Origin of the sequence: Roseovarius sp. BRH_c41 (assembly GCF_000961715.1) — a bacterium.
GTDB lineage: Bacteria > Pseudomonadota > Alphaproteobacteria > Rhodobacterales > Rhodobacteraceae > Roseovarius.
The window spans coordinates 39,953-65,624 of record NZ_LADY01000025.1 but is presented as its reverse complement, the minus strand read 5'-3'; the positions used below and the strand labels follow the sequence as shown (position 1 = coordinate 65,624).

Annotated in this window: 25 protein-coding genes; 9 read left to right on the top strand and 16 right to left on the bottom strand. The window is 64.1% G+C overall.

Annotated elements, in window-relative coordinates; all coding sequences use genetic code 11:
• Both VR71_RS08230 and VR71_RS08225 read right to left on the bottom strand, forming a co-directional pair.
• Complete coding sequence (locus VR71_RS08230) at positions 1-525, bottom strand: DUF6446 family protein (protein ID WP_045682867.1); 525 nt, start codon at positions 523-525, stop codon at positions 1-3.
• The gene (locus VR71_RS08225) at positions 525-1,454 is read right to left on the bottom strand and encodes a glycine--tRNA ligase subunit alpha (protein WP_045682865.1); all 930 of its coding nucleotides are present in this window, start codon (positions 1,452-1,454) and stop codon (positions 525-527) included. The genes VR71_RS08230 and VR71_RS08225 overlap by 1 nt, the downstream gene beginning before the upstream one ends.
• A 188-nt stretch (positions 1,455-1,642) precedes the next feature.
• On the opposite strand from VR71_RS08225, the gene VR71_RS08220 reads away from it, so the two are divergent.
• Entirely contained in the window at positions 1,643-3,391 is a 1,749-nt protein-coding gene (locus VR71_RS08220; RefSeq protein WP_045682863.1) for a serine protease, read from the top strand.
• A 55-nt stretch (positions 3,392-3,446) separates the two neighbouring features.
• On the opposite strand, the gene VR71_RS08215 is transcribed toward VR71_RS08220, so the two are convergent.
• The 6 genes from VR71_RS08215 to VR71_RS08190 form a co-directional block, all read right to left on the bottom strand.
• Entirely contained in the window at positions 3,447-4,388 is a 942-nt protein-coding gene (locus VR71_RS08215) for an energy transducer TonB (protein WP_045682860.1), read from the bottom strand.
• Positions 4,385-4,780: a biopolymer transporter ExbD gene (locus VR71_RS08210; protein ID WP_045682858.1), complete on the bottom strand. Its 396-nt coding sequence runs from the start codon at positions 4,778-4,780 to the stop codon at positions 4,385-4,387. The genes VR71_RS08215 and VR71_RS08210 overlap by 4 nt, the downstream gene beginning before the upstream one ends.
• Complete coding sequence (locus tag VR71_RS08205; RefSeq protein WP_009819376.1) at positions 4,777-5,160, bottom strand: biopolymer transporter ExbD; 384 nt, start codon at positions 5,158-5,160, stop codon at positions 4,777-4,779. The genes VR71_RS08210 and VR71_RS08205 overlap by 4 nt, the downstream gene beginning before the upstream one ends.
• The gene (locus VR71_RS08200; RefSeq protein WP_296430104.1) at positions 5,153-5,815 is read right to left on the bottom strand and encodes a MotA/TolQ/ExbB proton channel family protein; all 663 of its coding nucleotides are present in this window, start codon (positions 5,813-5,815) and stop codon (positions 5,153-5,155) included. The genes VR71_RS08205 and VR71_RS08200 overlap by 8 nt, the downstream gene beginning before the upstream one ends.
• Before the next feature lie 14 nt (positions 5,816-5,829).
• Positions 5,830-6,282 (bottom strand): hypothetical protein, encoded by a 453-nt coding sequence (locus VR71_RS08195; protein WP_045682854.1) that lies wholly within the window; start codon positions 6,280-6,282, stop codon positions 5,830-5,832.
• A 266-nt stretch (positions 6,283-6,548) separates the two neighbouring features.
• Positions 6,549-7,565, bottom strand: coding sequence for a siderophore-interacting protein (locus VR71_RS08190; RefSeq protein WP_045682958.1), 1,017 nt, complete (start codon positions 7,563-7,565; stop codon positions 6,549-6,551).
• Between the two features lie 202 nt (positions 7,566-7,767).
• On the opposite strand from VR71_RS08190, the gene VR71_RS08185 reads away from it, so the two are divergent.
• The 7 genes from VR71_RS08185 to VR71_RS08155 all read left to right on the top strand — a co-directional run bounded on the left by VR71_RS08185 (position 7,768) and on the right by VR71_RS08155 (position 16,403).
• Positions 7,768-8,706, top strand: coding sequence for a helix-turn-helix domain-containing protein (locus VR71_RS08185; protein WP_045682852.1), 939 nt, complete (start codon positions 7,768-7,770; stop codon positions 8,704-8,706).
• Between the two features lie 32 nt (positions 8,707-8,738).
• Positions 8,739-10,850, top strand: a complete 2,112-nt coding sequence (locus tag VR71_RS08180) for a TonB-dependent siderophore receptor (protein WP_045682957.1) — start codon at positions 8,739-8,741, stop codon at positions 10,848-10,850.
• Positions 10,844-11,722: an ABC transporter substrate-binding protein gene (locus VR71_RS08175; protein ID WP_296430102.1), complete on the top strand. Its 879-nt coding sequence runs from the start codon at positions 10,844-10,846 to the stop codon at positions 11,720-11,722. The genes VR71_RS08180 and VR71_RS08175 overlap by 7 nt, the downstream gene beginning before the upstream one ends.
• Entirely contained in the window at positions 11,719-13,683 is a 1,965-nt protein-coding gene (gene fhuB, locus VR71_RS08170; RefSeq protein ID WP_045682848.1) for a Fe(3+)-hydroxamate ABC transporter permease FhuB, read from the top strand. Before VR71_RS08175 ends, fhuB begins: the two co-directional genes overlap by 4 nt.
• Complete coding sequence (locus tag VR71_RS08165) at positions 13,680-14,453, top strand: ABC transporter ATP-binding protein (protein ID WP_045682846.1); 774 nt, start codon at positions 13,680-13,682, stop codon at positions 14,451-14,453. The genes fhuB and VR71_RS08165 overlap by 4 nt, the downstream gene beginning before the upstream one ends.
• Before the next feature lie 28 nt (positions 14,454-14,481).
• Positions 14,482-16,182 (top strand): ABC transporter ATP-binding protein, encoded by a 1,701-nt coding sequence (locus VR71_RS08160; RefSeq protein ID WP_045682845.1) that lies wholly within the window; start codon positions 14,482-14,484, stop codon positions 16,180-16,182.
• Between the two features lie 83 nt (positions 16,183-16,265).
• A complete protein-coding gene (locus VR71_RS08155) occupies positions 16,266-16,403 on the top strand; it encodes a hypothetical protein (RefSeq protein ID WP_296430099.1) in 138 nt (45 codons plus the stop codon).
• Between the two features lie 124 nt (positions 16,404-16,527).
• Here VR71_RS08155 and VR71_RS08150 read toward each other — a convergent pair whose 3' ends face one another.
• The 7 genes from VR71_RS08150 to VR71_RS08120 all read right to left on the bottom strand — a co-directional run bounded on the left by VR71_RS08150 (position 16,528) and on the right by VR71_RS08120 (position 23,887).
• Positions 16,528-17,010, bottom strand: coding sequence for a hypothetical protein (locus VR71_RS08150; protein ID WP_045682843.1), 483 nt, complete (start codon positions 17,008-17,010; stop codon positions 16,528-16,530).
• On the bottom strand, positions 17,007-19,097 hold the full coding sequence (locus tag VR71_RS08145; protein WP_045682840.1) for an FAD-dependent oxidoreductase: 2,091 nt from the start codon (positions 19,095-19,097) through the stop codon (positions 17,007-17,009). Before VR71_RS08145 ends, VR71_RS08150 begins: the two co-directional genes overlap by 4 nt.
• Positions 19,094-19,792, bottom strand: a complete 699-nt coding sequence (locus VR71_RS08140) for a TetR family transcriptional regulator C-terminal domain-containing protein (RefSeq protein ID WP_045682837.1) — start codon at positions 19,790-19,792, stop codon at positions 19,094-19,096. The genes VR71_RS08145 and VR71_RS08140 overlap by 4 nt, the downstream gene beginning before the upstream one ends.
• A 48-nt stretch (positions 19,793-19,840) precedes the next feature.
• Positions 19,841-20,962, bottom strand: coding sequence for an ABC transporter ATP-binding protein (locus VR71_RS08135; protein WP_296430097.1), 1,122 nt, complete (start codon positions 20,960-20,962; stop codon positions 19,841-19,843).
• Positions 20,959-21,759: an ABC transporter permease gene (locus VR71_RS08130; protein WP_009819391.1), complete on the bottom strand. Its 801-nt coding sequence runs from the start codon at positions 21,757-21,759 to the stop codon at positions 20,959-20,961. The genes VR71_RS08135 and VR71_RS08130 overlap by 4 nt, the downstream gene beginning before the upstream one ends.
• Positions 21,756-22,691: an ABC transporter permease gene (locus VR71_RS08125; RefSeq protein ID WP_009819392.1), complete on the bottom strand. Its 936-nt coding sequence runs from the start codon at positions 22,689-22,691 to the stop codon at positions 21,756-21,758. Before VR71_RS08125 ends, VR71_RS08130 begins: the two co-directional genes overlap by 4 nt.
• A gap of 71 nt (positions 22,692-22,762) precedes the next feature.
• Positions 22,763-23,887: an extracellular solute-binding protein gene (locus VR71_RS08120; RefSeq protein WP_045682834.1), complete on the bottom strand. Its 1,125-nt coding sequence runs from the start codon at positions 23,885-23,887 to the stop codon at positions 22,763-22,765.
• A gap of 276 nt (positions 23,888-24,163) precedes the next feature.
• On the opposite strand from VR71_RS08120, the gene VR71_RS08115 reads away from it, so the two are divergent.
• A complete protein-coding gene (locus VR71_RS08115) occupies positions 24,164-24,916 on the top strand; it encodes a cupin domain-containing protein (protein ID WP_045682832.1) in 753 nt (250 codons plus the stop codon).
• A 10-nt stretch (positions 24,917-24,926) separates the two neighbouring features.
• On the opposite strand, the gene VR71_RS08110 is transcribed toward VR71_RS08115, so the two are convergent.
• On the bottom strand, positions 24,927-25,568 hold the full coding sequence (locus tag VR71_RS08110; RefSeq protein WP_296430096.1) for a TetR family transcriptional regulator C-terminal domain-containing protein: 642 nt from the start codon (positions 25,566-25,568) through the stop codon (positions 24,927-24,929).
• Between the last annotated feature and the right edge of the window lie 104 nt (positions 25,569-25,672).

The following is a 25,672-nucleotide window of genomic DNA, read 5'->3' as shown; positions in this document are numbered from 1 at the left end:
TCAGTATCCTTGGGGCGGTTCGGGACAATCGACGGGGGCGGGCTGGCCATCAAACACCACCTCGCCGCAGCGGTTGATCTGGTGCCAGACATAGCCGCGCCCGTCCTCTGTGATAGCGACCACGCGGTCCACGCCGTAAATCACGTCACGCTGGCCCAGAAAGGCAAGCGCGCTACCCTCTTCCAGCGCTTGGCCTATGGCTTGGGCGTCGTAGCAATCAAACCATGAAGGTGCAGTCAGCGGCTCTGCCCGCTCGTACATCTCATAGGTCTCGCTCAGCATCGCATGGCTCATCGCGGTGGTGAAACAGGCGCGGTAGCGGATCGGGCTGCTGCTGGCGTCGATGGCGGTGAAATTCTCATAGAGCACCGGTTCGGGCGCGCCCGTGACCAAGGAGGTCAGGACCACATCGTTGGTGCCATCCGCCGCCACCTCTTCGTAGAAGTGGTAGACTTGGAGATAATACATGGCCGCACCAGCCACCAATGCCGTGATCAAGATCGCCCCCGCCAATATCTTGCCCATTATGCCGCCTGCCCCCCTGCGTCAGTCTGCACAAAGGCATCGGCGCAGAGTTTGGCCAGCGCCCGGACGCGGCCGATATAAGCCTGCCTCTCGGTCACAGAGATGACACCGCGCGCGTCAAGCAGGTTGAAGAGATGGCTGGCCTTGATGCATTGGTCATAGGCCGGATGCGCCATGATGATGCGTTTGCCGGTCTTGGGGTCCACGGCCTCTTGCGCGAGGATCGCCTGACATTCGGCCTCGGCCTCTTCAAAGTGGCGCAGGAGCACGTCGGTATTGGCCACGTCGAAATTCCAGCGGCTGTATTCTTCTTCGGTCTGGCGAAAGACATCGCCATATTTAAGCGGAATGGGGGCGGCGGGATCGTTGAAGGGCATGTCCATCACGTGATCAATGCCCAGCACATACATCGCGAGACGCTCGAGACCATAGGTCAATTCGCCCGACACCGGCGCGCAATCATGCCCGCCGACCTGCTGAAAATAGGTGAACTGCGACACTTCCATGCCGTCGCACCAGACCTCCCAGCCAAGCCCCCAAGCGCCCAGCGTGGGGCTTTCCCAGTCATCCTCGACAAAGCGGATGTCATGCAGCGCCATGTCGATGCCGATGGCGCGCAGGCTGCCAAGATAAAGATCCTGCAAATTGGGTGGGCTGGGTTTGATCAGCACCTGATACTGATAATAATGCTGCAAGCGGTTGGGGTTCTCGCCATAGCGCCCATCGGTGGGGCGGCGCGAGGGCTGCACATAGGCCGCGGCCCAAGGTTTCGACCCCAAGGAGCGCAGCGTGGTCGCAGGGTGAAAGGTGCCCGCCCCCACTTCCATATCATAGGGCTGCATCATGGCACAGCCCTGAGCGGCCCAATAGGCCTGAAGCCGCAGGATAATCTCCTGAAAGCTGCGCGGTTTTTCGGTGGTGTCGCTCATGCCTGACCCCAATGCTGCCCCTGATTTGCCGCCCCTACCTAGGCCGGGTGCGGGGCGGGGTCAATCGGACGTTTGACGCGCAACACGCCTCGGCCCGGTCCAAATATTTCGAGTGCATCGCCCGGCAATTTTGTTAAAACGCCCAAAAGGTCTTAATGACCGCAACATGTCACGATTTAGGGAAGCTGATGGTGCGTTTTTTTCTGGGGTTCATCTTTGCGGTATTCATGGCCGCTCCCGCAGTACAGGCACAGGAGGACGTGGTCTGGGTCCAGATTGAGGCCCAGCCGAGCCTCAACGAAGCACAAATCGCAACCCGCCGCTATGCAGCGACACTGGCCGATGTGAACGGGTTTTCACTCGGTCGCGGCTGGTATGCGATAGCACTTGGCCCCTACCGGCGCGACGAGGCCGAGCGCGTATTACAGGTCTACCGGGCAGAGGGCGTGATCGCGCGCGACAGCTACATCGCGGAGAGCCGCGATTATCAGCAACAATTCTGGCCGATTGGCGCGAACCTGCTCGCGCAACCGACCGTGCCCGCAGTACCCATTCCCGATAGCCCGCCTGTTGTATCGCTGGACTCTGCGCCGGAACCTGTCCCCACACCAGCGCCTGCGGATGAGACCCCGTCTGAGGCCCGCGCGAGCGAGAGCCGTCTCACCCGTGACGAGCGTGCTGATGTACAAGTGGCGATGGCGTGGGCCGGTGTCTATGACGGCGCGATTGATGCGGCCTTTGGACAAGGCACCCGCGCCGCGATGGCGCGCTGGCAGACACAGAACGGCTTTGACACAACGGGCATTCTCACCACCCGGCAGCGCGCCGAATTGCTGCGCCAATACAATGCGGTGTTTGATGGGCTCGGTCTTGAGATCCTGCGCGACAATGCCACCGGCATTGCCATGGAATTGCCCACTGCGGTCGTTACATTCGAGCGTTACGAGCCGCCCTTCGCGCATTTCAACGCCGTGGGTGAGATCGAGGCCCGGGTTCTGCTGATCAGCCAAGAGGGCGATCGCGGCACCCTGGCGGGGCTCTACGACATCATGCAAACCCTTGAAATTGTGCCAGAAACGGGTCTGCGCAGCCTGGAGGGGGATAGCTTCACGCTGATCGGCGAGGGGACGCAGAAGATTTCGCAAACGCGGGTCTGGCTGCGGGACGGAGAGATCAAAGGGTTCACCCTGATCTGGCCTGCCGGGGACGAGGCCCGCCGCACCCGTCTTGTGGGCCGAATGCAGGACAGCTTTACTTGGCTTCCCGGCACACTCGATCCCACCGAGGGCGCTGGCGCGCAGGACATCGACCTGATCTCCGGGTTGGAAATCCGCAAGCCGAAGCAGTCGCGTTCTGGTTTTTACGTTGATGCGGGCGGTGCCGTATTGACCACCGCCGAGGCGGTCGAGAGCTGTGGACGGATCACAATCGACGAGAGCTACGAGGCCGATGTTGTCTTGTCCGATGCAGCCCTTGGGGTGGCCATCTTGCGTCCGCGGATGGCCCTTGCCCCGCTGCGTATTGCGACCTTTCAGGAATCCACACCGCGTTTGCTGAGTGATGTGGCGGTTGCAGGGTATTCCTATGGTGGCCTTCTGGGGGCGCCGACGCTTACCTTTGGGCAACTCTCGGAATTGCAGGGGCTGAACGGTGAGCCGCACCTCAAGCGCCTCGCGCTCGCCGCGCTGGACGGCGATGCCGGTGGCCCCGTGCTTGATGTCGGCGGCGCGGTGTTGGGCATGTTACTGGCCCACGCACAGGATGGGCGGTCTTTGCCGGATGACGTCAGCTTTTCGGCCACCAATGGCGCGCTGCAAGAGGTGCTGACCCGTGGTGGCATCACCCCACGCACCACCTCAGCGCTGGACCGGATATCGCCCGAGGCGCTGACGGACCGTGCAGGCGACATGACCGTGCTGGTCAGTTGCTGGGACTAGATGCGGCGCGGACAGGAACACGCCTCGCCGCACAGTCCAAGAGCTGCCGCAGTCTCTAATTGACGCCGTGACCTTTGATCTGGACGGAGAAGCTGCGTTGCGCGCCTTGGGGCGGTGCCGGAAATGGCGCAGCGCGTTGCACGACCGTAAGCGCGGCGCGATCCAGCCGGGTAGAGCCTGACGAGCGGGCGAGGCTCACAGAGGCCAACCGCCCACCCTCGGCGATAGAGAATTGCACGAGCGCCTCGCCGCGCGTGTCAGCACGCGGGCGCGGCACCCGCGCAAGGTGCCGCATGACCTGTCCGGGATAGTTGCTGGCGGCAGCGTTGCCCTGCGCGGAGCTTTGAGACGTCGTGTCCCGCCCCGCGCGGGCGGCAGTTGCGGTCTCTCGCCCCGTGATGCTGCCCCGGCTGGCATCTTGGGTCGCCGTATTGCCGGATCGTTTGCGTGTCTCTTTTTTCTTTTCAGGTTCAGGGGCTTGGCGGGCAGCGATCTCTGCTGCCACCTCTTCAACCTCACGCGGGCGCGCCTCTGGCCGACGCGAGATCTGCAGGCCGGCGTCTGGCTCTGGTTCGGCCTTGAGGATCTCTTGCGGCGCGGATTGAGCAAGTGCTTGCGACGTATCTGCAGGCAGAGCCGGCTCTGTGATCTCGCTGGGCTTGACCCGAAGGTCGGGCAAAGCGGCCTCGGTCGCCTGTGAAACGTCGGGAGATGACGATGGGCGTTCCGGTGCCGGAACGGCCTGAGCCTGGTCTGGCTCTGCGGGTTTTGCCGCCTGTGCGGTTTGCCGGATGGGCGTGGCCCTGGTGGCTGTCGCTGGCTGGGCGCTGCCTGCCACCATATCGGCAAAGCTGCTGCCCAAAACCACCTCGGACGCGCCTGCGCCGCCCTCTGTCTCGATCTCGGCACTGGCCTCGACATACCATGCGCCCAGCCCGTGCAGTGTAACGGCTGTGGCCATCGACAGAAATAGAATGCTGCGTGACGTGCGGATCATTCGAGCCCCCGTTCCGTGATCATCACCACCCGCGTGGCCCCGGCCCTGCGCAGGGCCTCACCAATCCGGATCAGATCTTGGGCTGGCAATTCCGCGTCGGGGACAATGCGTACAGCCTGTACAGTTTCCCCCCCGGTTGGGTACGCAGCCCGCACATAGGCGGCGGCGTCGGCCAGCGTCGCCCCGCGATAGGTGAGATGACCATCGGCGTGGATCACCAAAGCATCAGGCGGTGCGCGCCCCTCGAGGTCGGCCGTGTGCACCAACCGCAGATCGCCGTCGAGCGGCGGTGCCAGTGTCGCGGCCGCCATGAAGAAGATCAGCATCAGGAATACGATGTTGATCAGAGCAATCGTCGGCTCGCGGCGAGAGCGGGGCATGGGGCGCGTCATGACGGGGTCAAGACCTGAGCCGAGAGACCAGCGACCCCCCGCAATGCCAAGAGAAGATCGGTCAACCGTTGCGCCGTGACATCCCCCCCGGTGCTGATCAGCGCGCGGGCGCGGCCCTCTGGCATCAGCGGGGTCAGAGTGTCGCGCAGGGTCTCCAGCGTCACCTCTCTGGCATTGACGCGCAGGCCGCCTGCGCTGAGTTGCACAAAGATCGGCGGTGTTTCGGATGTCGCAGGGCGGCCTGCCCCAGCCGTCGCCAAATCCACTTCGGAAAATTGCGAGAAGGTCGAGGACAGCATGAAGAACAAGAGCAGCAGAAAGATCACGTCAATCAGCGAGGTGAGCGACAGCTTGCGCCGGTGAAAGGGGGGGCTACGCACCTTGGGGCACCGCCTGACCCAGCGGGGGCGAGCCGCGCACCACGCGGTTGTCAGGGCCAAGCACGACGCTGAGCGCGTGATCGGCCAGCGCGCGTTCTTCGGCCATGCGCGATTCGAACCACGACAGCACCACAGAGGCGGGCATCGCTACGGCAAGCCCTGCGGCGGTAGTCAGCAGTGCCACCCAGATGCCGCCCGCCAACAGCGACGGGTCCACTTGAGAGCCCGCCGATTGCAGCGCTTGAAACGCCTCAATCATGCCCAGAACAGTGCCGAAGAGACCAAGCAGCGGCGCCACCTGCGCCACCGTGTCGAGAAAGCGAAACCCGCGTTCGAGCCGGGAAAACCGCGCGTCGGCCTCGGCCTCCAGCCGCCGGACGGCGGCGCTGTCGCTGGCACCGTCAGTCGCGAAGGCGCGCGCGATCACCGGGGCCAGATAGCTGCGCGACCCCTCCAACGTGCGGCGCGCAGCCTTGCTTTGGCCTTGGTCCCATTCGGCGACAGCGGCGCGCAGTGCCAGATGCCGCCCTACGCCAGAGGCGCGGAACTGCCAGATCTTGTAGAGGACAACCGCCAGTGTCGCCACGGACATCACACCGATGATGGCAATCACCGGCCCACCCATCTCGATCAACCCATGCAGGCGGTCAAGCATTGTCTCGGTTCCGTTCATCCTGTCACCTCGATCGTGGTCTGGGTCGAGAGGCGCAGCGCGTCGAGGCAGGCACCGGGCGCAATCCCAGCCCCTTCACAGGTGCCGATCCCGTTGATCAACACCTGTCCGATGCTCTCGCAGGTTTGCCCCGCCAGATCGAATTGCCGCACGCGGGGACGCCCCGCAGGCAGGGTGCCAAAGTCAAAGAGTGTCAGCGTGGCCACCTGCCCCTCGGCATCAAAAAGCACCGCTTCTGCCACCAGTTTCTCAATCGCCGCCCCCAGATCGTTGCGAATGACAAAGCTGAGCCGACAGCCACCCGCCTCGGTCGGGGTCACGGCATTGAGTGCAAGGTCAAGCTGGGGGGAGGGGCTGGCGTCTTGCGCCGCACTGGGCATGCCCAGCGTGAGGCTGGCGGCACAGAGGACAGCCGCGAGGCAGGGAACGGCGCGATGCGGCGCAGTCATGGCAGGCTCCTTTCGCCCGCGTTTCGGAGGGCGTTTAAACCGCATGGCTGGCGCTGGGCTGGCACGGTGTGACGAGTATGATCGGATCGGATCGGTCCGATGGTCGGCATGTGTTATGGCAGAATAAGTAAAAGAGTCAAGTTTATCATCCGGGCTTTGGGACATCTGCCCGCTGCCGGGGTGCGGTGCGTTGCGATGGCGTGACAGGCCTCAAGCTGCGGCATCTAAACCACTGGTATCAAACAAAAGAGCCAAACGTCACCGCTTTAGCAGATGGTCTCTTTCGTCCAATAGCCGGCCGCTGTGAAGCTGGACCGGTCAAACCCTTGAGACGTCAACCAAAGGCGCGCCTCTGTCGCCTCGGTGCGTTCGGCGGCGAAAAAGACATGGCGGTCGTCGGGCGGCGGCGCGAGCGCGCGCAGCGCGTCAAGCGGGCCGGTCTGACCCCCGCGCAGCACCCATGTCACGACAAGTCCTGCCGGATGGGCAAGCGGACGGATATCCCCCCGCTCGGGCACAAAGAGTGTGGCGCTCCCTCGGGTGCCGTCCGGGGCCTCAGCCAGTATCCGGGCGATCACCGGCAGGGCGGTTTCGTCGCCGACAAGGCCAAGCCATCCCGCGCTGGGGGCCCCGGCGCCGCCGGGACCGGTCAGACCAAGGATGGTGCCGGGTGTGACGCGCTCGGTCCAGCCGGTGGTGCGCCCGCCTGCGTGCAGGAAGATGTCGATCTCAAGCCGCGCCGCCTGTCCGGTGCCGTGGATAATGCGCCGGATCGTGTAGACGGGGCGGTGCCACGCCGTCAGACCGCCGGGCCATTGCGTGACGCCCTGCACGTCAAGCCTGGGCCACCCCGCGCCCTCGGGACCGAACAGAAGGCGCAGGTGATGACCACCTGCGGCAAAGCGCCCAAGGTCTGGCCCCTCGACAATCAAACGGCGATAGGACGGCGACAGACGCCGCATCTCACAGACCCGACCCAGGGCAAAATTGGCGGGATGCGCCCCGGAGGTGGCAGCGTCCCAAGCAAGGGAGAACGCGCCCTGTGCAGCCTGTTCCGCGAGAAAATCCCGGAGCGATTGCAAGGCGGCGGGGGTCTCGGCGCGCAGGTCTATGAGGGTCTCATCCGGCTGCGGCACCAGGGTGATCAGGGAGTCACCGAAGGGCAGGCGCAGCCCCTCGCCGATGCGAATCGCTGGCAGATTGACCGCCCGCGCCATGTCTTCAAAGAGCCGTGTGGCTTGGGGGCCAGCCATAGGCAAACGGGCCTGAGCGATTTGGGTCATCGTGTCTCCGGGGTCATTTTCGCCTTTGTGATCCAATACCTGATGTAATTTGTCAACATTTTATCTTTTCCGTCCCGACACCGCCTTGACCCCGGCAGTGGAATGCGACAGAGCCAGAGATGCTCAGCGAGACACCTCACGGCAGGTGGGCCAGGCCCTTTCGTTCCTCTCTTGGACCGCCCTAGCCCCGGATCGCCCCGTCATGAGCTTTATGCCCCGTATCACCGCCGAAACACGCGCCATCGAAACGCTGCGCCCCTTGGCGTGGCGGCGGTGGCCGGGGGTGATTGCCGATGTCTGGCATGTGCGCGGTGCGGCGGGGGGCGGTGGCTATTACCTGTCACCCTACCCCCGGCTGGTGGTCTTTCTTGAGGGGGGGGCCGAGGCAATGCGTCTGCGTGCGCAGGCGGATGCCGAATGGTGCTCAGGTGTTGGAGCGTTCTATGTGCCGGGGGGGCAACCGCTCTGGAGCGACCTGCGGCACACACAGGATTTTGCCCATCTCGACCTGCATCTGGAACCGGGGCCGCTGTTGCACCGGCTGTGCCCCGTGGCCTCGGAGGCGCGGACCGAGGCGCTACATCTGTTGCCTGCGGAAGCTGCGGGATATGGCCGCGTGCGGTCCATGGCCGAGATCATCGCGCAAGAGGTCGACAGCCCGCAGCGCTCTGATCTGATGCTGGACGGGTTGGTGACCGCCATTCTGGCCGAGGTTCTGGGGTTGGAGGCCGTGCCTGTCGAGCCCATGGGGCGCGGCGGTCTCTCACCCCATATGATCCGGCGACTGGATCAGTTCACGCGGGACAATCTGCATCGGCGGATGACGGTGCCGGATCTGGCAGAGGTTGCGGGTCTCTCGGAGAGTTGGTTCGCGCGGGCCTTCAAGCAGAGCCTCAACACAACGCCGCAACGCTGGTTGATGCAGACCCGCATCGCCCGCGCGACCGAGTTGATGGCGGACCCGGCGCTGGGGCTGGCCGAGATCGCTGCCGCGACCGGGTTTGCCGATCAGGCGCATCTCACGCGCGCCTTTGGTGCGGTGCATGGGCAGACGCCCGGTGTGTGGCGGCGGGCAAGATTGGGCGGGACTCGTTCAAAGCCCGGAGGTCTGGTTCAAGCGACAGGTCATATCCTGAGTTAAAGAGTCGGAAAATTTATGACATGGAAACCGATATGAAACAGACCGTCCGCCTTTCTTTGCTGGCCAGCGCGAGCCTCTTGGTGCTGGCCTCTGCCGCTGCGGCACAATCCACCGCTGACCTGATGTATCTGGGAGAGCTTGAACTGGAGAGCGGCTATGATCCGTCGGCCCCGGTGCCGGGTTATGTCGCCACCACGGCGCAAACTGCCACCAAATCCGGCACGCCGATTCTTGAGACGCAGCAATCGGTGTCGGTGATCACCGGCGAGCAGATCGAGGATCAGGGGGCGACAACGCTGGGCGATACGCTGGGCTTTACCGCTGGCGTTCTGGCGCAGCCCTTTGGCACCGATCCGCGCTTCGACAGCCCGTCGATCCGGGGGTTCAGCGCCAACAATGCGCAATATCTCAACGGGTTGCGGATCCTGCGCGATTTCGGCGCGCCCTCCTTTGAGATCTATTCTCTGGAGCGGATCGAAGTGCTGCGCGGCCCGTCCTCGGTGCTCTACGGGTCGGGAAATCCGGGCGGGATCATCAATCAGGTCCAAAAACGCGCGCAACGGCTTAGCTTTGGCGAAGTGGGTGTCGGCGTCGGTGACCCCAAGGCGACGGAAGGCTTCGTCGATTTCAACCATGTCTTTTCGGACAAGTTCTCGGCGCGGTTGACCACGGTGGTTCGGGACAGTGAGGAAGATATCGCGGAGCTCGAGACCACGCGCAAATATCTTGGCCTAGCCACACGCTGGGATGTCACCGATGCGACGGTGCTGCAATTTCTGGGCTCTTGGCAAAAAGACGATCCGATCACGCCCGCCGGGGTGCCGTTTGATCTGACCCTGACGGAACAGGGCAAGGATCTGCGCGATTTCTATGCCGGTGATCCCAATGACGACCGCAGCGACCGCGAGACACTCAACCTCGGGTTTGAGTTGCGCCATGAGTTCAGCAATGACTGGGCACTCGACGCAGGATTCCGCTACCAGAAGTTCGATTGGGATTACACCGGGTTCTATGTCGATAACGCGGTGCCGGACGGTGACACGATCACGCGCGGCGGCATCAATCAGGTCGAGGACAGCACGACACTCAATCTCGACACCCGCATCACCGGTTCGGCGCAGACCGGGGCGGTGACGCATGATCTGCTCGTTGGTGTCGATCTGCGGCATTACGATATCGAGGACAGCACGGAGTTCATGTTCGCCGACCCGATCAGCTTTGACAACCCGGTCTACAACGGCGCCAATCTGACCGCGCCGTGGTTTATCCAGAGCAATGATCTGGAGCTGGAGCAGATGGGTATCTATGCGCAGGACGAGATGAGCCTTGGCAATTGGCGCGGCTCGCTGGCGCTGCGGCATGACTGGGCAGAACAGAGCGGCACCACCTTCACCAATTTCGCTGGCGCATCTCCGGTCGATCAGAGCGACGAGGCCACCACCTATCGGTTGGGTCTGTCCTATATCACGGATCAGGGTGTTGCGCCCTACCTGAGCTATGCCACCTCGTTCGATCCGGAAATCGGGGTGGATATTGACGGCAACACGCTTGATCCAACTGAAGGCAAGCAATGGGAAGTCGGGGTGAAATATCAGCCGCTCGGGTTCAACGGGTTTTTCAGTGTCGCCCTCTTCGATCTGGAACAGACCAATCTGAGCACCACCGTCACCGAAGGCGGTATCACCGGCATCCGGCAGATCGGCACCGTCCGCTCGCAAGGGTTGGAGATTGAAGGAACGGTCGATCTCGAGAATGGCTGGAGCGTGCGCGGCGCCTATACCTATAACGAGGCCGAGCAGCGCCGTGGCGACAATCCCGGCAACGATCTGCCCAATGCGCCGCAGCACAACGCAAGCCTTTGGGTAAGCTATGAATTCGCCAACACCTCGGCGCTCGACGGGCTGCAACTGGGCGGTGGCGTGCGCTATATCGGCGAACGGTTCGGGGACGCGGCCAATCTCTTCAAGTCCGAGGACGTGACGCTGCTCGATCTGCGCGCGGCGTATGAAATCACCGAGAACACGCATTTTTCGGTCAATGTCACCAATCTGACCGATGAGGTCTATGTCGCGAATTGCGGCGGGTTCGGGTGTTTCTACGGGGATGGTCGAACGGTGCAGGCGCGTTTGACCTACAAGTGGTAGACGCGGCACGGATCGGACGCCGCGCCTTTCTCGGAGGGATGATGGCGCTCTGGGGACTGCCCGCACAGGCCCGCGGTCCCCGACTCGCGGCCATCGACTGGGCTATGCTCGAGACCGCGATGGCGCTGGGCGTGGTCCCGGTCGCGGCCTGCGAGTTGATCCGCTACCGCGCCGACGCGGTCCGGCCTGAGATTCCGGCGCAAACCGTCGATCTGGGGCTGCGCGGATCGCCGAATTTTGAACTGTTGCAGCTCACCCGGCCCGATCTCATTCTGTCGTCGCCCTATTACACAGGAATCGCACCGCGTCTTGGGTCGATTGCTGAGGTGATGAGCCTGCCCTTTTACATCCCCGGCGAGTCGCCCTGGCCCAAGGCGATGGCGGCGTTGCACGCGCTGGCGGACCGGCTCGACCTACCGCATGTGGCCGCACGCGTCGCCGCAGAGACCGAGGCGGAGCTGGCCGCGCATGCGCGCCGACTGACCCTGTGGCGGGATCGACCGGTCTATGTCATCGAGATCGGCGATGCGCGGCATGTCCGGGCCTTTGGCGCAGACAGCATGTTTGGCGCGGTCCTCGAACAGCTGGGGCTGGAGAACGCGTGGTCGCGCAGCACGCGCTTTGCCTTTGCCGCACCCCTGCCCCTCGAGCGGCTGGCAGAGCGACCCGAGGCGCGAATCGTGCTGGTGTCAGATATCCCCATTGTGGCACGGCGGGCGCTGGCGCGTTCGGTTCTGTGGAACCGGCTGGGGCCGGTGGCCAATGGTCGGGTGTCGATGTTGGGCGAGATCAACCCCTTTGGCGGCGTCCCTGCCGGGCTGCGGTTCGCGCGGTTGATGACCACCGCGGCCGAGGCGGAGCAGGCGGGATGACCGCGCGCGCGGCGCTCTGCTATGGGGTGGCCTTGGCGCTGTCCCTGACGCTCTGGGTTCTGGCCGCACCCGTGCTGCCGACCGGTGGCTGGCCTCTGCCACCCTATGATGCCGAGGCTTTGGGGCTCGATGCAATTCTGCTGGCCTATGGGCATATGCCGCGCGGGTTGATCGCCTTGGTTGCCGGGGCGGCGCTCGGGTTGTCGGGGGCGCTCTTGCAACTTGTGCTTCGCAATCCCATTGCCGATCCCTCGACGCTGGGCCTGTCGTCGGGAGCGCAACTGGCGCTGATTGCTGCGACGGTCCTGATGCCGGACCTGCTCGGATTTGGCCGGTGGCCGGTGGCTCTGGCCGGAGCGGCGGTGGCGGCGGCGCTGGTGATGGGGATTGGCGCCGCGCGGAATTTTCATCCCGTGACCATGGTGATCGCGGGCATGCTGGTCGGGCTCTTTGCCTCGAGCCTCGCGGCGGCGATGACACTGGCACAGGGGCAATACCTGTTTTCACTGGTGGTCTGGACGGGGGGATCGCTGGTGCAGACCGGCTGGGCCCCGGTTGGCACGCTGGCGCTGGTTCTGACAGCGGCTGGCGGTGCGGCGGCGTTGATCCTGCGCCCGCTGGAGGTGATGCGGATCGAGGAGACAGGCGCACGGGCGCTGGGGCTCAATGTCGGACGGCTGCGCGTCTTGGCCGTGCTGCTGGCGACCGTGCTCGCGGCGAGCGTGTCGGCAACGGTGGGGCTTGTCGCCTTTGTCGGGCTTGCGGCTCCGGCACTCGCGCGGGGTCTGGGCGCGCGCAGCCCGGCGCAGATCCTGATCCATGCGCCCCTTGCCGGGGCGCTGCTGCTGTCATTGTGTGACGGGCTGGTGCTGATGGCAGCGCAGACCGGGGGCGAGATGTTTCCGACCGGGGCGATCACCGGGCTGATCGGTGGGCCGCTCCTGCTATGGCTTTTGCCGCGATTGCGCGGCACACCGCCACCTGCAAGCGAAGACATACCGCGCCGTCTGAGGCGGCCGAGCCTGTTGCTCTGGGCGCTGCTGGGACTGAGCTGCGGGGCCTTGACGGTGCTGGCGCTGGTCGGGCGTGTGCCGGGGGGCTGGGCGCTGCTTGACGCCGAAACGCTGGCGATGTTTCTGCCCAACCGTTTGCCGCGCCTTATGGGGGCAGCGGCGGCGGGTGGGTTGCTGGCCTTGGCCGGTGCGCTCTTGCAACGGCTGACGGCCAATCCTCTGGCCTCGCCAGAAGTGCTGGGTGTCTCTGGCGGTGCAGCGATGGGCTATGCGGCGGTGCTCTTTGCCACGGCGGCACCCTCGGCTCTTGGGCTCACCGGCGGGGCGGCAGCGGGGGGGTCGCTGGCCCTTTTGGTTCTGGCGGGTGTCGCTCTGGGGCACGACCTGCGGCCGGAACGGGTGCTCTTGGCAGGCATCGCGGTTTCGGCGCTGGCGGCGGCCGTGCTGTCAACGCTGATGGCGGCGGGAACGGCGAAATCCTTTGCCATTCTGGCGTGGCTGAGTGGCTCGGCCGCCACTCTTGGACCGCTGGGCGCGGCGCTCTTGTGTACTATCCTGCTGGTGCTTTTTGCGGTGGCGATGGCGATGGGGCGCTGGCTCTCGATCCTGCCCCTCGGGGGGGCTGTGGCGCAGGGCTTGGGCGTGCCGGTGCGCCGGACCTCGGGGCTGATCGTGCTGGTCGCGGGACTGGCAACGGGGGCCGCGACGGTTCTGGTCGGGCCGCTGAGTTTTGTCGGGCTGATGGCGCCGCATCTGGCGCGGCGGATTGGATTGGCGCGGGCGGTCGATCATGTGGCGGGCAGCGTGTTAATCGGGGCGATTCTGATGCTGGCCGCCGATTTCGGGGCGCGCATGGCGAGCTTTCCCTATGATCTGCCGCTTGGTCTCTTTGCCTCGCTCTTGGGCACGCCCTGGCTGATCTGGTTGATGGTAAGGAGACCCGCATGACGGACGCATTCGAGATTGACCACCTGTCCTATGCGGTCCCTGCCCGCCGATTGCTGGAGGATGTCACCCTGCGCCTGCCTGCGGGTCGGGTGATCGGGCTGATCGGCCATAACGGATCGGGCAAGTCGACGCTCCTGAAACTTTTGGCGCGGCAGATCAAGGCCACGGCGGGTCATATCCGGCTGGATGGCAAACCCTTGACCACGTGGCCGAACCGCGCGTTTGCGCGGCGTCTGGCCTATCTGCCGCAGCATCTACCGCCCGCCGAGGGACTGCTGGTGCGTGAGTTGGCGGCACTTGGGCGCTATCCCTGGCACGGGGCGCTCGGGCGACCGGGAGCCGCCGATCACGCCGCAATCGAGGCCGCTCTGGCGGCCTGCGCGCTGGGGTCGCTGGCCGACCGGCGAGTGGCGACCCTATCGGGGGGCGAGGCGCAGCGTGCATGGCTTGCGATGCTGATTGCACAGGAGGCGGGCGTCTTGCTGCTCGACGAGCCGATTTCGGCGCTCGACATCACCCATCAGGTCGAGGTTCTGCGCCTTGTGCAAAGCCTTAGTCACAGGCAGGATCGCACGGTGATCCTCGTCCTGCATGATCTCAATATGGCGGCGCGGTTCTGTGACCATATCGTTGCCCTGCGCGGTGGGCGTCTGGCCTATGAGGGTCCGCCCGACGCGCTGATGGCCCGCGGCATGCTGCACCGCGTTTACGGCACCGGGATGGAGGTTCTGACCCGCGCCGATGGTACGCCTGTGGCGCTGCCCGACTGAACCCGACCAATACGGAGAACCCGCCCGGATGCTACGCCAATTCGCCGACTACTACCGCCCTCACATGGCCCTTTTCTGGCTCGACTTCGGCTGCGCCGTGCTGTCGGGACTGTTGGAGCTGGCCTTTCCTCTGGCGATTGCCGGGTTCATCGACCATCTGTTGCCACAGGGCGACTGGACGCTGACGGTCCTCGCCGCCTGTGGTCTCATTGCGGTCTATGTCGTCAATACCGGGCTCATGACGGTGGTGATGTATTGGGGGCACAAGCTGGGTATCAATATCGAGACGGAACTGCGCGCACGCGCTTTTGCGCATCTCACGCGGATGAGTTGGGGATGGTTCGACCGCGCCGAAACCGGCAAGCTGGTGGCGCGTGTGACCCGCGATCTCGAAGAAATCGGCGAGGTCGCGCATCACGGTCCAGAGGATCTCTTTATCGCGATCATGACCTTTGCCGGGGCCTTTGCCCTGATGCTCTGGCTGCATGCGCCGCTGGCGGTCATCACCCTAGCGATTGTGCCGGCGATGGTCTGGCTGGTGGCGGTCTATGGCGGGCGGATGACGCGGGCCTGGCAAGAGATTTATGGCCGGGTCGGGGCATTCAACGTCCGGCTGGAAGAGGCGATTGGCGGGATTCGGGTGGTGCAGGCCTTTACCAACGAGACGCATGAGGCCGCGCTCTTTGCCGGGGACAACGGGCGCTACCGCAAGACCAAGCTCGAGGCCTACCGGATCATGGCCGTCCTCACCGCGCTGCAATATATGGGGCTGCGGCTGGTGCAGGTGGTGGTGATGGTGGCTGGTGCGGCCTATGTGTTCGAGGGCACGCTGACGACCGGGGCCTTTGTCGGATTCCTGCTCTTGGTGGGGGTGTTCTTTCGCCCACTGGAAAAGATCGCGGCGGTGCTTGAGGTCTATCCGCGCGGCATTGCCGGGTTTCGGCGCTATCTGGACCTGATCGGGGACGCGCCGGATATCGTCGATACACCGGGGGCCGTCGCCGCGCCGAAGCTGAAGGGCGAGATCGTTTTTGACACCGTAGAATTCAGCTATGATGGCCACCGCCCGGCCTTGTGCGGCGTGTCGTTGCGGGTGTTGCCCGGTCAGACCGTGGCCTTGGTCGGTCCCTCAGGGGCGGGTAAATCCACGCTGATGGCTCTGGTGCCACGGTTCTACGAGCCGACAGGCGGCGAGATCAGGATCGACGGCGTGCCGCTCCGCGAGATGACGCTGGCGTCGCTGCGGGCGCAGATCGGGCTGGTGTCGCAGGATGTGTTCCTGTTCGGTGGCACGCTGCGCGAGAATATCGCCTATGGCCGTCTGGACGCGACCGAAGCGGATATTCGCACGGCTGTGGCCGAGGCGCAGCTTGGGCCGCTGGTCGAGAGCCTGCCCGACGGCCTAGAGACGCTGGTCGGTGAGCGGGGTGTCATGCTCTCGGGCGGGCAACGGCAGCGGGTGGCGATTGCACGGGTGTTCCTGCGCAATCCGCCGATCCTGCTCTTGGACGAGGCGACATCGGCGCTTGACCGGGGGACGGAACGCGAGGTGCAGGCGGCCTTGGCGCGTCTGTCAGAGGGGCGCACGACGCTGGTGATCGCCCACCGGCTGAGCACGATCGAACATGCTGATCATATCGCGGTGATCGAGGATGGCAGGCTGGTCGAGGCAGGACAACATGCGGAGTTGATGACGCGGGGCGCGAAATATTTCAAGCTCGCCAGTTGAGACCCTAGCCACCGATCATGGCCCCGCTCTGCGCCCTGTCTTGCGGAGTGGCCGATCATCGGCGCGGGCCTGAGGCGCGGCCCATGCCGGAGTCGGGTGCTGTCAAATCAGAGCCGACGCGCGGCACTGTCAGTGGCGGGCGCGTGGCCGGTGGTGTGATGGCCCGGTCTGCCGATGGACGCGCCGCACCCGCCCGCGCCGCACCGGCCCGCGCCGCCTGAAGCGACTGAAGCCCCCGGTGGCGGGCCTGACAGGTGTCACACTCCGTCAGCGGCGCGACGGCGGCCTCCTGAGCACTGAGACCGGAGGCGCCGCAGAGCAAAACTGCGAACAGGACGCCGACCCTCATGCGGGCACGGGGGCCGAGGCGAGATAGCGAACGAGCGGCGCGTAGGACTGCGCCGCGCCAGCGTTTTCCAGCGCGAGATAGTCGAGTGCGGCGACCTCATGCTCGGTCAAGAACCGCAGGCGGGTTTGATCCGCCTCTGGCCCCATCGCCTCAAGCGCCTCAAACGCCGCGAGATAGGCGGGGTATGTGCGGTTCATCTCGTCCAGAAGCCCCGCCCATGTGCCCGGCGCGCGGCGCGCCTGTTCGTGGCCGCTCATGGTCAGGCTCTCGACCGAGCGGGGGGTCAGATCATAGTGCGCGATGAGCGGAGCGACACCTTGGGCCGCGTGGCGTTCGACCTCGGCCAAGAGCATCAGGCGCTTGTGCTGCGCGGGGTCGGGAAAGCGGCGGGCGAGTGCGTCGAAATAGGCCTCGCCCTCGATTTCCTCCTCGTAATAGAGCAAGAGCTTGGCAAGATAGGTTTGGTCCGGTCGGGTCATATCGGCTGTTCTCCTGTCGTCCAGGCGGCACCGCCGGGCGCGCCCACGTCGATCCGGTCGTGTTTCATCGGCAGATCGGGATCAACCGGGGCGTCCAGCTCCTGCGCATAGCGGTGCCCGGCATGGACCGCCGCTGCGATGATCGCCGGGGCCTCGCAATCGCCGATCCGTGTGAGGGTAAAGGGGAGCGGGTCGGCCAAGGCGCGCAGATCTTGGTAGAGCCCATCCTCGGGACGCCGCGCGCTGACCATCACGAGATGGGTGGCAGGCAAGGTCAACGCCGCCCCGCCATAGGCGCAGGGCAGGACGATCGCGCGACCGTCAAACCCCGCAATCTCGCGCGCAGGCTCAAACCGGACGCCAAGGCCTTGCAGATGGCTCCGTACCCGCCAGCGTTCGGCGGTATTGCCCGCCCAGCGCGACAGGCTGTCGTCGGGCGTGGCGAGGGTCACGTCGAGCCCCGCCGCGCGCAGACGCTCGGCCACGACGCCGCCCATGTAATAGCCGTCGCCATCATAGACCACGGTCGGCCCATCCGGCAGGCGACCGGCCATGATATCGTCGGGCGTGAGGATATGCGCCTCTGCCGCGCCCTCGGCCACGGACTGAAACACCTCGCCGTCGAACACGTCCTTGCGCCAATGCGCGCCGGTGGCGATGGCGACGTGATCCGCGCCGACGTCGAGCACGTCCTGCGCGGTCAGGCGGCTTTCGCGGAAAATCTCGACATTGGGCATGTCGCGCAAGGCTTGCTCGCGGTAGTCGCGCACGCGAATATATTCGCGCAGACCCGGCAAGCTGGCCTCGCGCAGCACCCGCCCGCCCAGATCGCGCGTGGCCTCGGCCAGCGTCACACGGTAGCCGCGTGCGCCCAAGGCGCGCGCCGCCTCCAGCCCCGCCGGTCCGGCACCGACGATCAGCACATGCGCATCACGTCCCCGTGGCGAGATGCGTTCGGGATGCCAGCCGCGCCGCCATTCCTCGCCCATCGTCGGGTTTTGCGTGCAGCGAATGGGCACGCCCAGACTGTCGCCGGAATAGCAGATATTGCAGCCGATACATTCGCGGATCGCTGACAGCCGGCCCTCCGCAATCTTGCGCGGCAAGAACGGATCGGCAATCGAAGGCCGCGCCGCGCCGATAAAATCCACGATGCCGCGCTTGACCTGACTGGCCATCGTATCGGGCGAGGTAAAGCGGCCCACGGTGACGACGGGCTTGGTCGTGACCGATTTCACCCATGTCATATAGGGCTCCAGCGCGCCCTCCTTGACGAAGCGCGAGACACCCATTTCCAGCGAATAATCGGCGATGTTGATATCCCAGAGGTCCGGCAGTTCGGCCAGCATCGCGAACATGTCGCGCCGCTCGCCCCAGACCGGGTGCCCGTCGCTGCCCACCTCTTCATCCGCCGAAAACCGCACCGCCACGGCGCAGCGGTCGCCGACCGCGTCTTTGGTCTCGGTGATCAACTCGCGCACCAGACGCACCCGGTTTTCAAGGCTGCCGCCATATTCATCGCCCCGCGTATTCGTGCGCGGGTTGAGGAAATTCGAGATCAGATAGCCATGGGTGGCATAGACATAAACGATGTCAAAGCCTGCGTCGCGGGCGCGCAGCGCGGCGCGTTTGTGCCAATGGCGGAATTGCCGGATGTCGTCCTTGTCCATGGCGCGGGTCTGATAGGGGTGTCCGGCCAGATTGGGCACGGAGGCCAGATCCATCGGCGGCAGGCGGGTCATCATGTTGGGCGTGCGCGCCCCGCCATACCAGAGCTCCGCCCCTGCCAGCGCGCCATGTGCATGCACCGCCTCGGTCATCAGGGCGTGGGCGCGCACGTCGCTGTCGTCCCAGAGCGAGGCGGACGGGTGAGGCATGTCATCCGACGTCGGGTGGATGGAATTGTATTCGGTGCAGACGACGCCCCAGCCGCCCTCGGCCTTGACCCCGCGCATGGCCGCAAGAGTGCGCGGGCGCATCCAGCCCATGCCGGTGCAATGCGGCACCTGATAGAAGCGGTTGGGCGCGGTCACGGGACCGATGCGGACCGGCTCGAACAGGATGTCGTGGCTTGGGTCTCTGCTCATCTGCGACGCTCCATTTGAACCAGCCGTCCCGCTGTCGCTTGCTGCGGCAGTTCAAAATGCCGGGGAAAGGCGAGGGCCAGATAGGCATGCACGTTGGCCCGCGCCGCATCCCGGTCAAAGGTCTCGGGATACATCAGGATATTGAGCCAGAGCCCGTCATAGAGCCCTTCAAGGGTGCGGGCTATGGTCGTGACCGGATGGCGAGGATATCCGCCCTCGTCTGTGATCTGCTGGCATAGCCCCAGCGACAAGGCAAAGCGTTCGTCGTCGATGGCATCCACCAACGCGCGATAGACCGTGCGCCGCCCCGCCTCGCCAAAGAACGCATACCAGACAGCCAGTTTCCGACGCGTGCAGATCTTGGAATGGAAATGCGAGTCGACAATCGCCAGAAGTTTGTCGCGCGCGCTCAGCCCCGCATCCTCATAGGCGCGGCGCCAATGGTCATGGTGTTCGCGCGCCAGAAATTTCAAGGTTTCCTCGAGCAGGTTCTGCTTGCTTTGGAAATGAAAATTGACCAGCCCGATGGAGAGACCGGCAATGTCCGTGACAGTCGACATGGTGGTGCCCGCGATCCCGTATTTCGCAATGGAATCGATGGTCGCCTCGATCAATTGTCTACGCCGGACCTGTTTGGGTTCGGTGCGGCGGGGCTTGCCTGTGTCAGGCGAGAGCGGGGGGGCGGTCCTTTGCATGAGCGTGTCGGGGTCACGTCCGTCCTGCGGCCTGCCCCTCTCCTTTGATCAATCGGTCTCGAGAATGACGATGGCCTCGGGCGACCACGAGAGCCAGAGCGTTTGGCCCTCGGGAGCGTCCTGCGCACCCATCAGGCGATGCGTGTTCGGCGAAGACACCGCGACCGGCTCGTCCTTGCCGGGGATGCTCAGGTAATACTGGCTGCGCTCGCCCATATAGGACGCGGTGCGCAACGCTCCTTCAATTGCGAGGCCGGTGTCCGGTCGGGTCGGTGAGAGGCTGAATTTCTCGGGTCTGAGGCCAATCTGCACCGGCGCGCCATCGGGCTTGGTGAGCTCAGCCGTCGACATCGGGATGGTGCCCAGCCCCTCGGCCTCTATGGCCGCCATGGCAGAGCCATTGCGCCGCACCGTGCCACGAAAGAAGTTCATATTGCCGATGAAGCTGGCGACGTCGCGCGTCTTGGGCGTCTCGTAGAGGCCTGCGGGCGTATCCACCTGCAACACCTTGCCCCCCGCCATGACCGCGATCCGGTCCGAGAGGGTCAACGCCTCTTCCTGATCGTGGGTGACAAAGACAAAGGTGATGCCGACCTGCCGCTGCAAGGCGCGCAATTCAAGCTGCATCTGCTCGCGCAACTGCTTGTCGAGCGCGCCCAAGGGTTCGTCGAGCAAGAGCACCTTGGGCCGCAGGATGAGCGCGCGCGCCAAGGCGATGCGTTGGCGTTGACCGCCCGAGAGCTCGTTGGCCTTGCGATTGCCATAGCCCGGCAGCTTGATCAGATCGAGCATGTCCTCGACCATTTCCGCGCGACGGGCGGCGGACAATTTCTGTTTGCGCAGGCCGTAGGCGATATTGTCGCGCACGTTGAGATGCGGAAAGATCGCATAGCTCTGGAACACCATATTGACCGGGCGGTGATGCGGCGGCACGTCCGACATCGGTTGGTCGTCGATGAAAATCTCGCCCTTCGAGGTGGATTCGAACCCCGCCAGCATCCGCAAAAGCGTGGTCTTGCCACAGCCCGAGGCCCCGAGGAGGGAAAAAAACTCGCCCTGCCGGATATCCATGGAGACATCGTCGATGGCCTGAAAGGCACCAAAGGATTTGCTGACTTTGCGGATGGATATGAACCGGTCGGCGGATGCCATCTCTGAGGTGCCCTTCATTCTTGATCCTCCAGCCCCTTGCGCCCGACCCATTGCGCGACAAAAACCAGTGCGAACGAGACGAACAGGATCAGCGCGGCCATGGCCAGCACCGAGGGGAATTCCTTGGGAAAGCGCAATTGCCCCCAGATATACATCGGCAGGGTCGGATCGGTGCCGGTCAGAAAGAACGCCATGATGAATTCGTCAAACGAGATGGTGAAGGTCAACAAGAGGCTGGCCACGATCCCCGGCATGACCATCGGAAAGGTCACCCGCCAGAAGGTCCACCAGCCGTTTTCCCCCAGATCGGCCGAGGCCTCTTCGATCGAGGGATCGAACCCTTCAAAGCGCGGCAACAGCGTGGCCACGGCAAAGGGCAGGCAGATGATGAGATGTCCCAGACCCACTGTATACAACGAGAGCGGCACGCCCATCCGGCTGAGCAGCACCAGAAGCGCCACGCCAAAGATGATGCCGGGAATGACCAGCGGCATCATGATGAAGGTGACGAGCGCCCCCTTGCCCCTGATCCGGGTGCGGGTGATCGAGCGCGCCGCCATCACCCCCAGAACGGTCGAGATGACCGAGACCACCAGCCCCACCTTGACGCTGTTCCAGAGCGCATTCCACACCGGCTCGCGCGTCCAGAGTTCGCCATACCATTTTACGGTAAAGCCCTGCAGCGGAAAGCGGACGTAGATGGAATCGTTGAAGCTGAAGAGCGGGATAAAGAGCACCGGCACATAGAGCACGATCAAAAAGATCACCGCGTAGAGTTGCAGCGCCCGGTTGGGGCGTTTGATATAGCTGCTCATGTGATGCGCCCCTGCACCTTGCGCGTGACGAGCAGAAACACCAGCGCCAGTGCCGCAATCCAGAGCATCAGCACAATCGACAGCGTGGCCCCCATCGGCCAATTGTTGACCGCGCCGAATTGCAACTGGATGAGATTGCCGATCATTGCCCCATCCGGCCCGCCCAAGAGCGCGGGGGTGATGTAATCGCCGGTGGTGGGGATGAAGATCAGGAACGAGGCCGCGATCACCCCCGGCATCGAGAGCGGCAGCGTGACGCGGAAAAATCGCGCCATCGGTCCGTCACCCAGATCCGTCGCAGCCTCGAGCAGCGATTTGTCGATCTTTTCCAGCGACACATAGAGGGGCAGGATGGCAAAGGCGGCCCAGGCATGCGCCAGCGTGATAATCACCGCCGTGGGGCTATAAAGCAGGAAACCGAGCGGCGCGTCGATCAATCCCGCCGACATCAACCCGGAGTTGATCACGCCCTCATACCCAAGGATCACCTTCCACGCGAAAACCCGCAAGAGATAGCTGGTCCAGAATGGCAGGGTCATCAGGATGATCCACATCATCTTGTTTCTGTGGACGTGAAAGGCGACGTAATAGGCCATCGGATAACACAGCAGCACCGTGGCCACCGTCGCCACGCCGGAAATCCAGAAGGACCGCAGCATCAGCGCGCCATAAATCGGCTCGGTCCAGCTTCGGCCGTAGTTGGCGAGCGTGAGGGTCGTGTCAAACCCAAAACCCTGACGGGTCCAGAGGCTGATCACCAGCAGGATGAAAAACGGCACCACGATACCAAAGGTCATGATCAAGAGCGTGGGCGACATCATCAGATACCCGCGCGCGCTCTCGCTGCGGCGCAAGAGGCGCAGGAGGGGCGAGGCAGGGGCGCGGGGCGGCGCGCCTGCTGACCGGCGTTTCGGTAATGAGGTTTCGGCCATTCCTGCGCGGTCTCCTCGATGGGCGGATCAAGAGACCCGCCCGCCGGGGCGGGCGGGCGGTGCAGGCGGGATCAGAACCCGGCCTTGATCTGCTCGAAGAGCTCGTTCATCCGGGTTTCCCATTCCTGCGTCTGCGGCTGCTGGAAATGCCCCGCATTCAGGATCTCGACCGGGTTCTTGCTCAGGCCCAGCCCCGCCAGGGTTTCTTCGTCGAACTGATCGAACGCCTTGCTGTTGGAATGGCCATAGCCCCAGTCGTTGATCATGAAATGGCCCGTCTCAACGCTGAGCAGCGAGTCGATCACGTCATAGGCGCGGTCGAGATTGGGCGCGTCCTTGTGGATCATCACGCCGCAGACCCATGTCAGCGCGCCCTCCTTGGGCTTGGCAAATTTGACCGGGATACCCTCGGCCTGCAACAGCACGGCGGAGCTGTTCCATGTCATAGAAGCCACCATTTCCCCCGCCGAGAGCGCCTGTTCCAGCGTGGTCGTGTCATCGGTATAGAGCCGGATCAGCGGGCGCTGCTCGCGCATCACGGCGGCGATCTTGTCAAACGCTTCTGGCGTGTCGATGCTGGCAAAATCCACGCCCGCCTTGATCGCCCCGCACCACCAGGCGTCCCCGCCCGAGGCCAGCGACCCCAGCCGCCCGGAATAGCGCTCGTCCCACAGGATATCCCAGCTTTCCTCGCCCTCAAGCTCCACAAGATCGGTGCGATAGGTGACAGAGGTCTGCCCCCAATCAAAGGGCGCCATCCAGACCTTGCCCGCCTCGGGGTCATTGCCCGGCAAATCGACCAGTTCGGGGATCACATCGCCCCAGTTGGCGACACGTGCGGTGTCAATCGGCTGGAACAGCCCGGTCTGCACCCAGCGTGGCATCGACTGGTTGCAGGGGTGCGACACATCCACGACAAAGCCGCCGCGCATCTTGGTCAGCGCCTCTTCCGAACCGCCGAAAATGGCGAAATTGGGCAGTGCGCCGTTCTTTTCCTGATAGGGGCCAAAGAGTTCGGGGATGTCATAGCCACCCCAGGTGAAATAGGTGGCCTGATCGCCCTCGGCGGCCAAGGCGCGACGCGCCGGCAGCGGCACCGTGGTCATCGCCACACCCGCCGCAAGCAACCCCTTGGTGAATTTCCGACGGCTGAGCTTGCCTTCGCGCACAGCGCCCAATTGGTCCAGAATATCCATGTGGTCCCAGTCTCCCCTGTTGGCGCGGGCCCACCTTGGCGGTGGGTCCCGTCACGCAATCATTAGTGTTGCATGCGTCCGGCGATCACTTTGGGCAGTTGACATTTGCCGTCGCTCGGGCATGTCATTGAATGGTTATTCAATCATTTCAGGGTTTCCTGAATCGAGTCAAGAGTTTTGCGCGCGGCCCGCCTGCGACGCGAGACGGATGATCCGAATGACCGAAGATTATGCAGATCACGGCAGGCCGGACATATTATTTTCAAGGAGACCGCCATGAGCGAGACGACCGGGATCATCCGCCTAAGCCCGACGGGGTCACATGGCCTGACGCCGCTAGCGATTGACGCGGCTGACTTTCAAACCCCGCCAGAGGCGCAAAACCTGCATGTCTGCTTTGCCGATGAGACGCTCGGCCTCAGCGTGGGGGTCTGGGATACGACAAGCATGCAAGAGGCGTTCGGCCCCTATCCGGGCGATGAGTTCATCGTTGTGCTCGAGGGCGCGTTCCGCCTGCTGGATAACACAGGCGCGGGTGTGGCGGCCAAGGCGGGGCAGTGTGTGGCAATCCGCAACGGCATCCCAGTCAGTTGGCGACAGGACGGGTATCTCAAGAAATTCTACATGACCTACAAGGACCCACGCGCCACATCCCCGCAGGGCCTGACGGCGGAGGGGGGCGTGATCGTGCTCTCGCCCGACATGAGCCTGACCGATGCTGACTTGATGGAGGACACCAGCACGCCGCAACGTGACCGCAACCTCTTCAGCAATGCCCATGGCAATTTCGAAGTCGGTCTCTGGGATACGCAGGTGCTGAACACCGAGCTGGAGCCCTTTCCCTATCACGAAATGGCGCAGATTCTGGAGGGCGAGGTCTCTCTGACCGAAGCGGATGGCAGGCGGCATCATTTCACCGCTGGCGATGTGTTCTTTATCCCGGCGGGCACGCCCTGCATCTGGCATGTGCCCACATACCTGCGCAAATTCTACGCGGCGCTTGATCCCGCGAACCGCCCCGGGGAGTGATCACGCGGCGTCACGCGGGCGGCTCGCGCAGCAGGTCCGGCACCAACCGCGACAGGCACACTTTGCTCGCGGCAAGGGCGCGTTGCCGGTCATAGCTGTCTGGGGCCAGATGCAGGCGCTGCCAATAGCCATCGGTCAGCGATTCCATCCATTCCGCCAGTTGATCCGCCTCGGTGGATCGGGCCTCGGGCAAAAGCTGCGCCCAGATTTCAGACAGGACCGCGTGCCGCGTGGCATCGAACTCTGCCGCCACCTCGGCATAGTGGCCGGTAAAGCGCAATTCGCCCCAAAAGGCAAACCAAACCGGCAACACATCGGCCCCGCAAGCCTCGGCGCTGAAATCCGCCGCGAGCAGGGCCATCAGGCGGTCGAGCGGGGCATCGCCCGCGCCCTCCAACGCCCGCATCCACTGGCTCTCGTAGCCTTCATAAAGATCGCGCAGCGTTTCGGTGAGCAAGCCGCCCTTGGACTTGAAATAGAAAACCGCCACGCCCTGTGACAGCCCCGCCTCATCCGCGACGGTGGCGAGTGTGGTGCGCGCCAGACCATACGTCAGGATCGACCGTCGCGCCGCATCCAAGAGCTGCCTGCGGCGGCGTTCGGCATTCTCCTTGCGCTCTTTTCGCGGTTTTTTGGTCGTCACCTCGCCCACGTCTGACCCTTTGTCCGATGCTTTCCCCATCCATGCCACAGGCCGTGCGGCACGTCAGCCCAAAAAAATTTATTTGAGCGCTCAAAAAAACTTTACGGCGAATT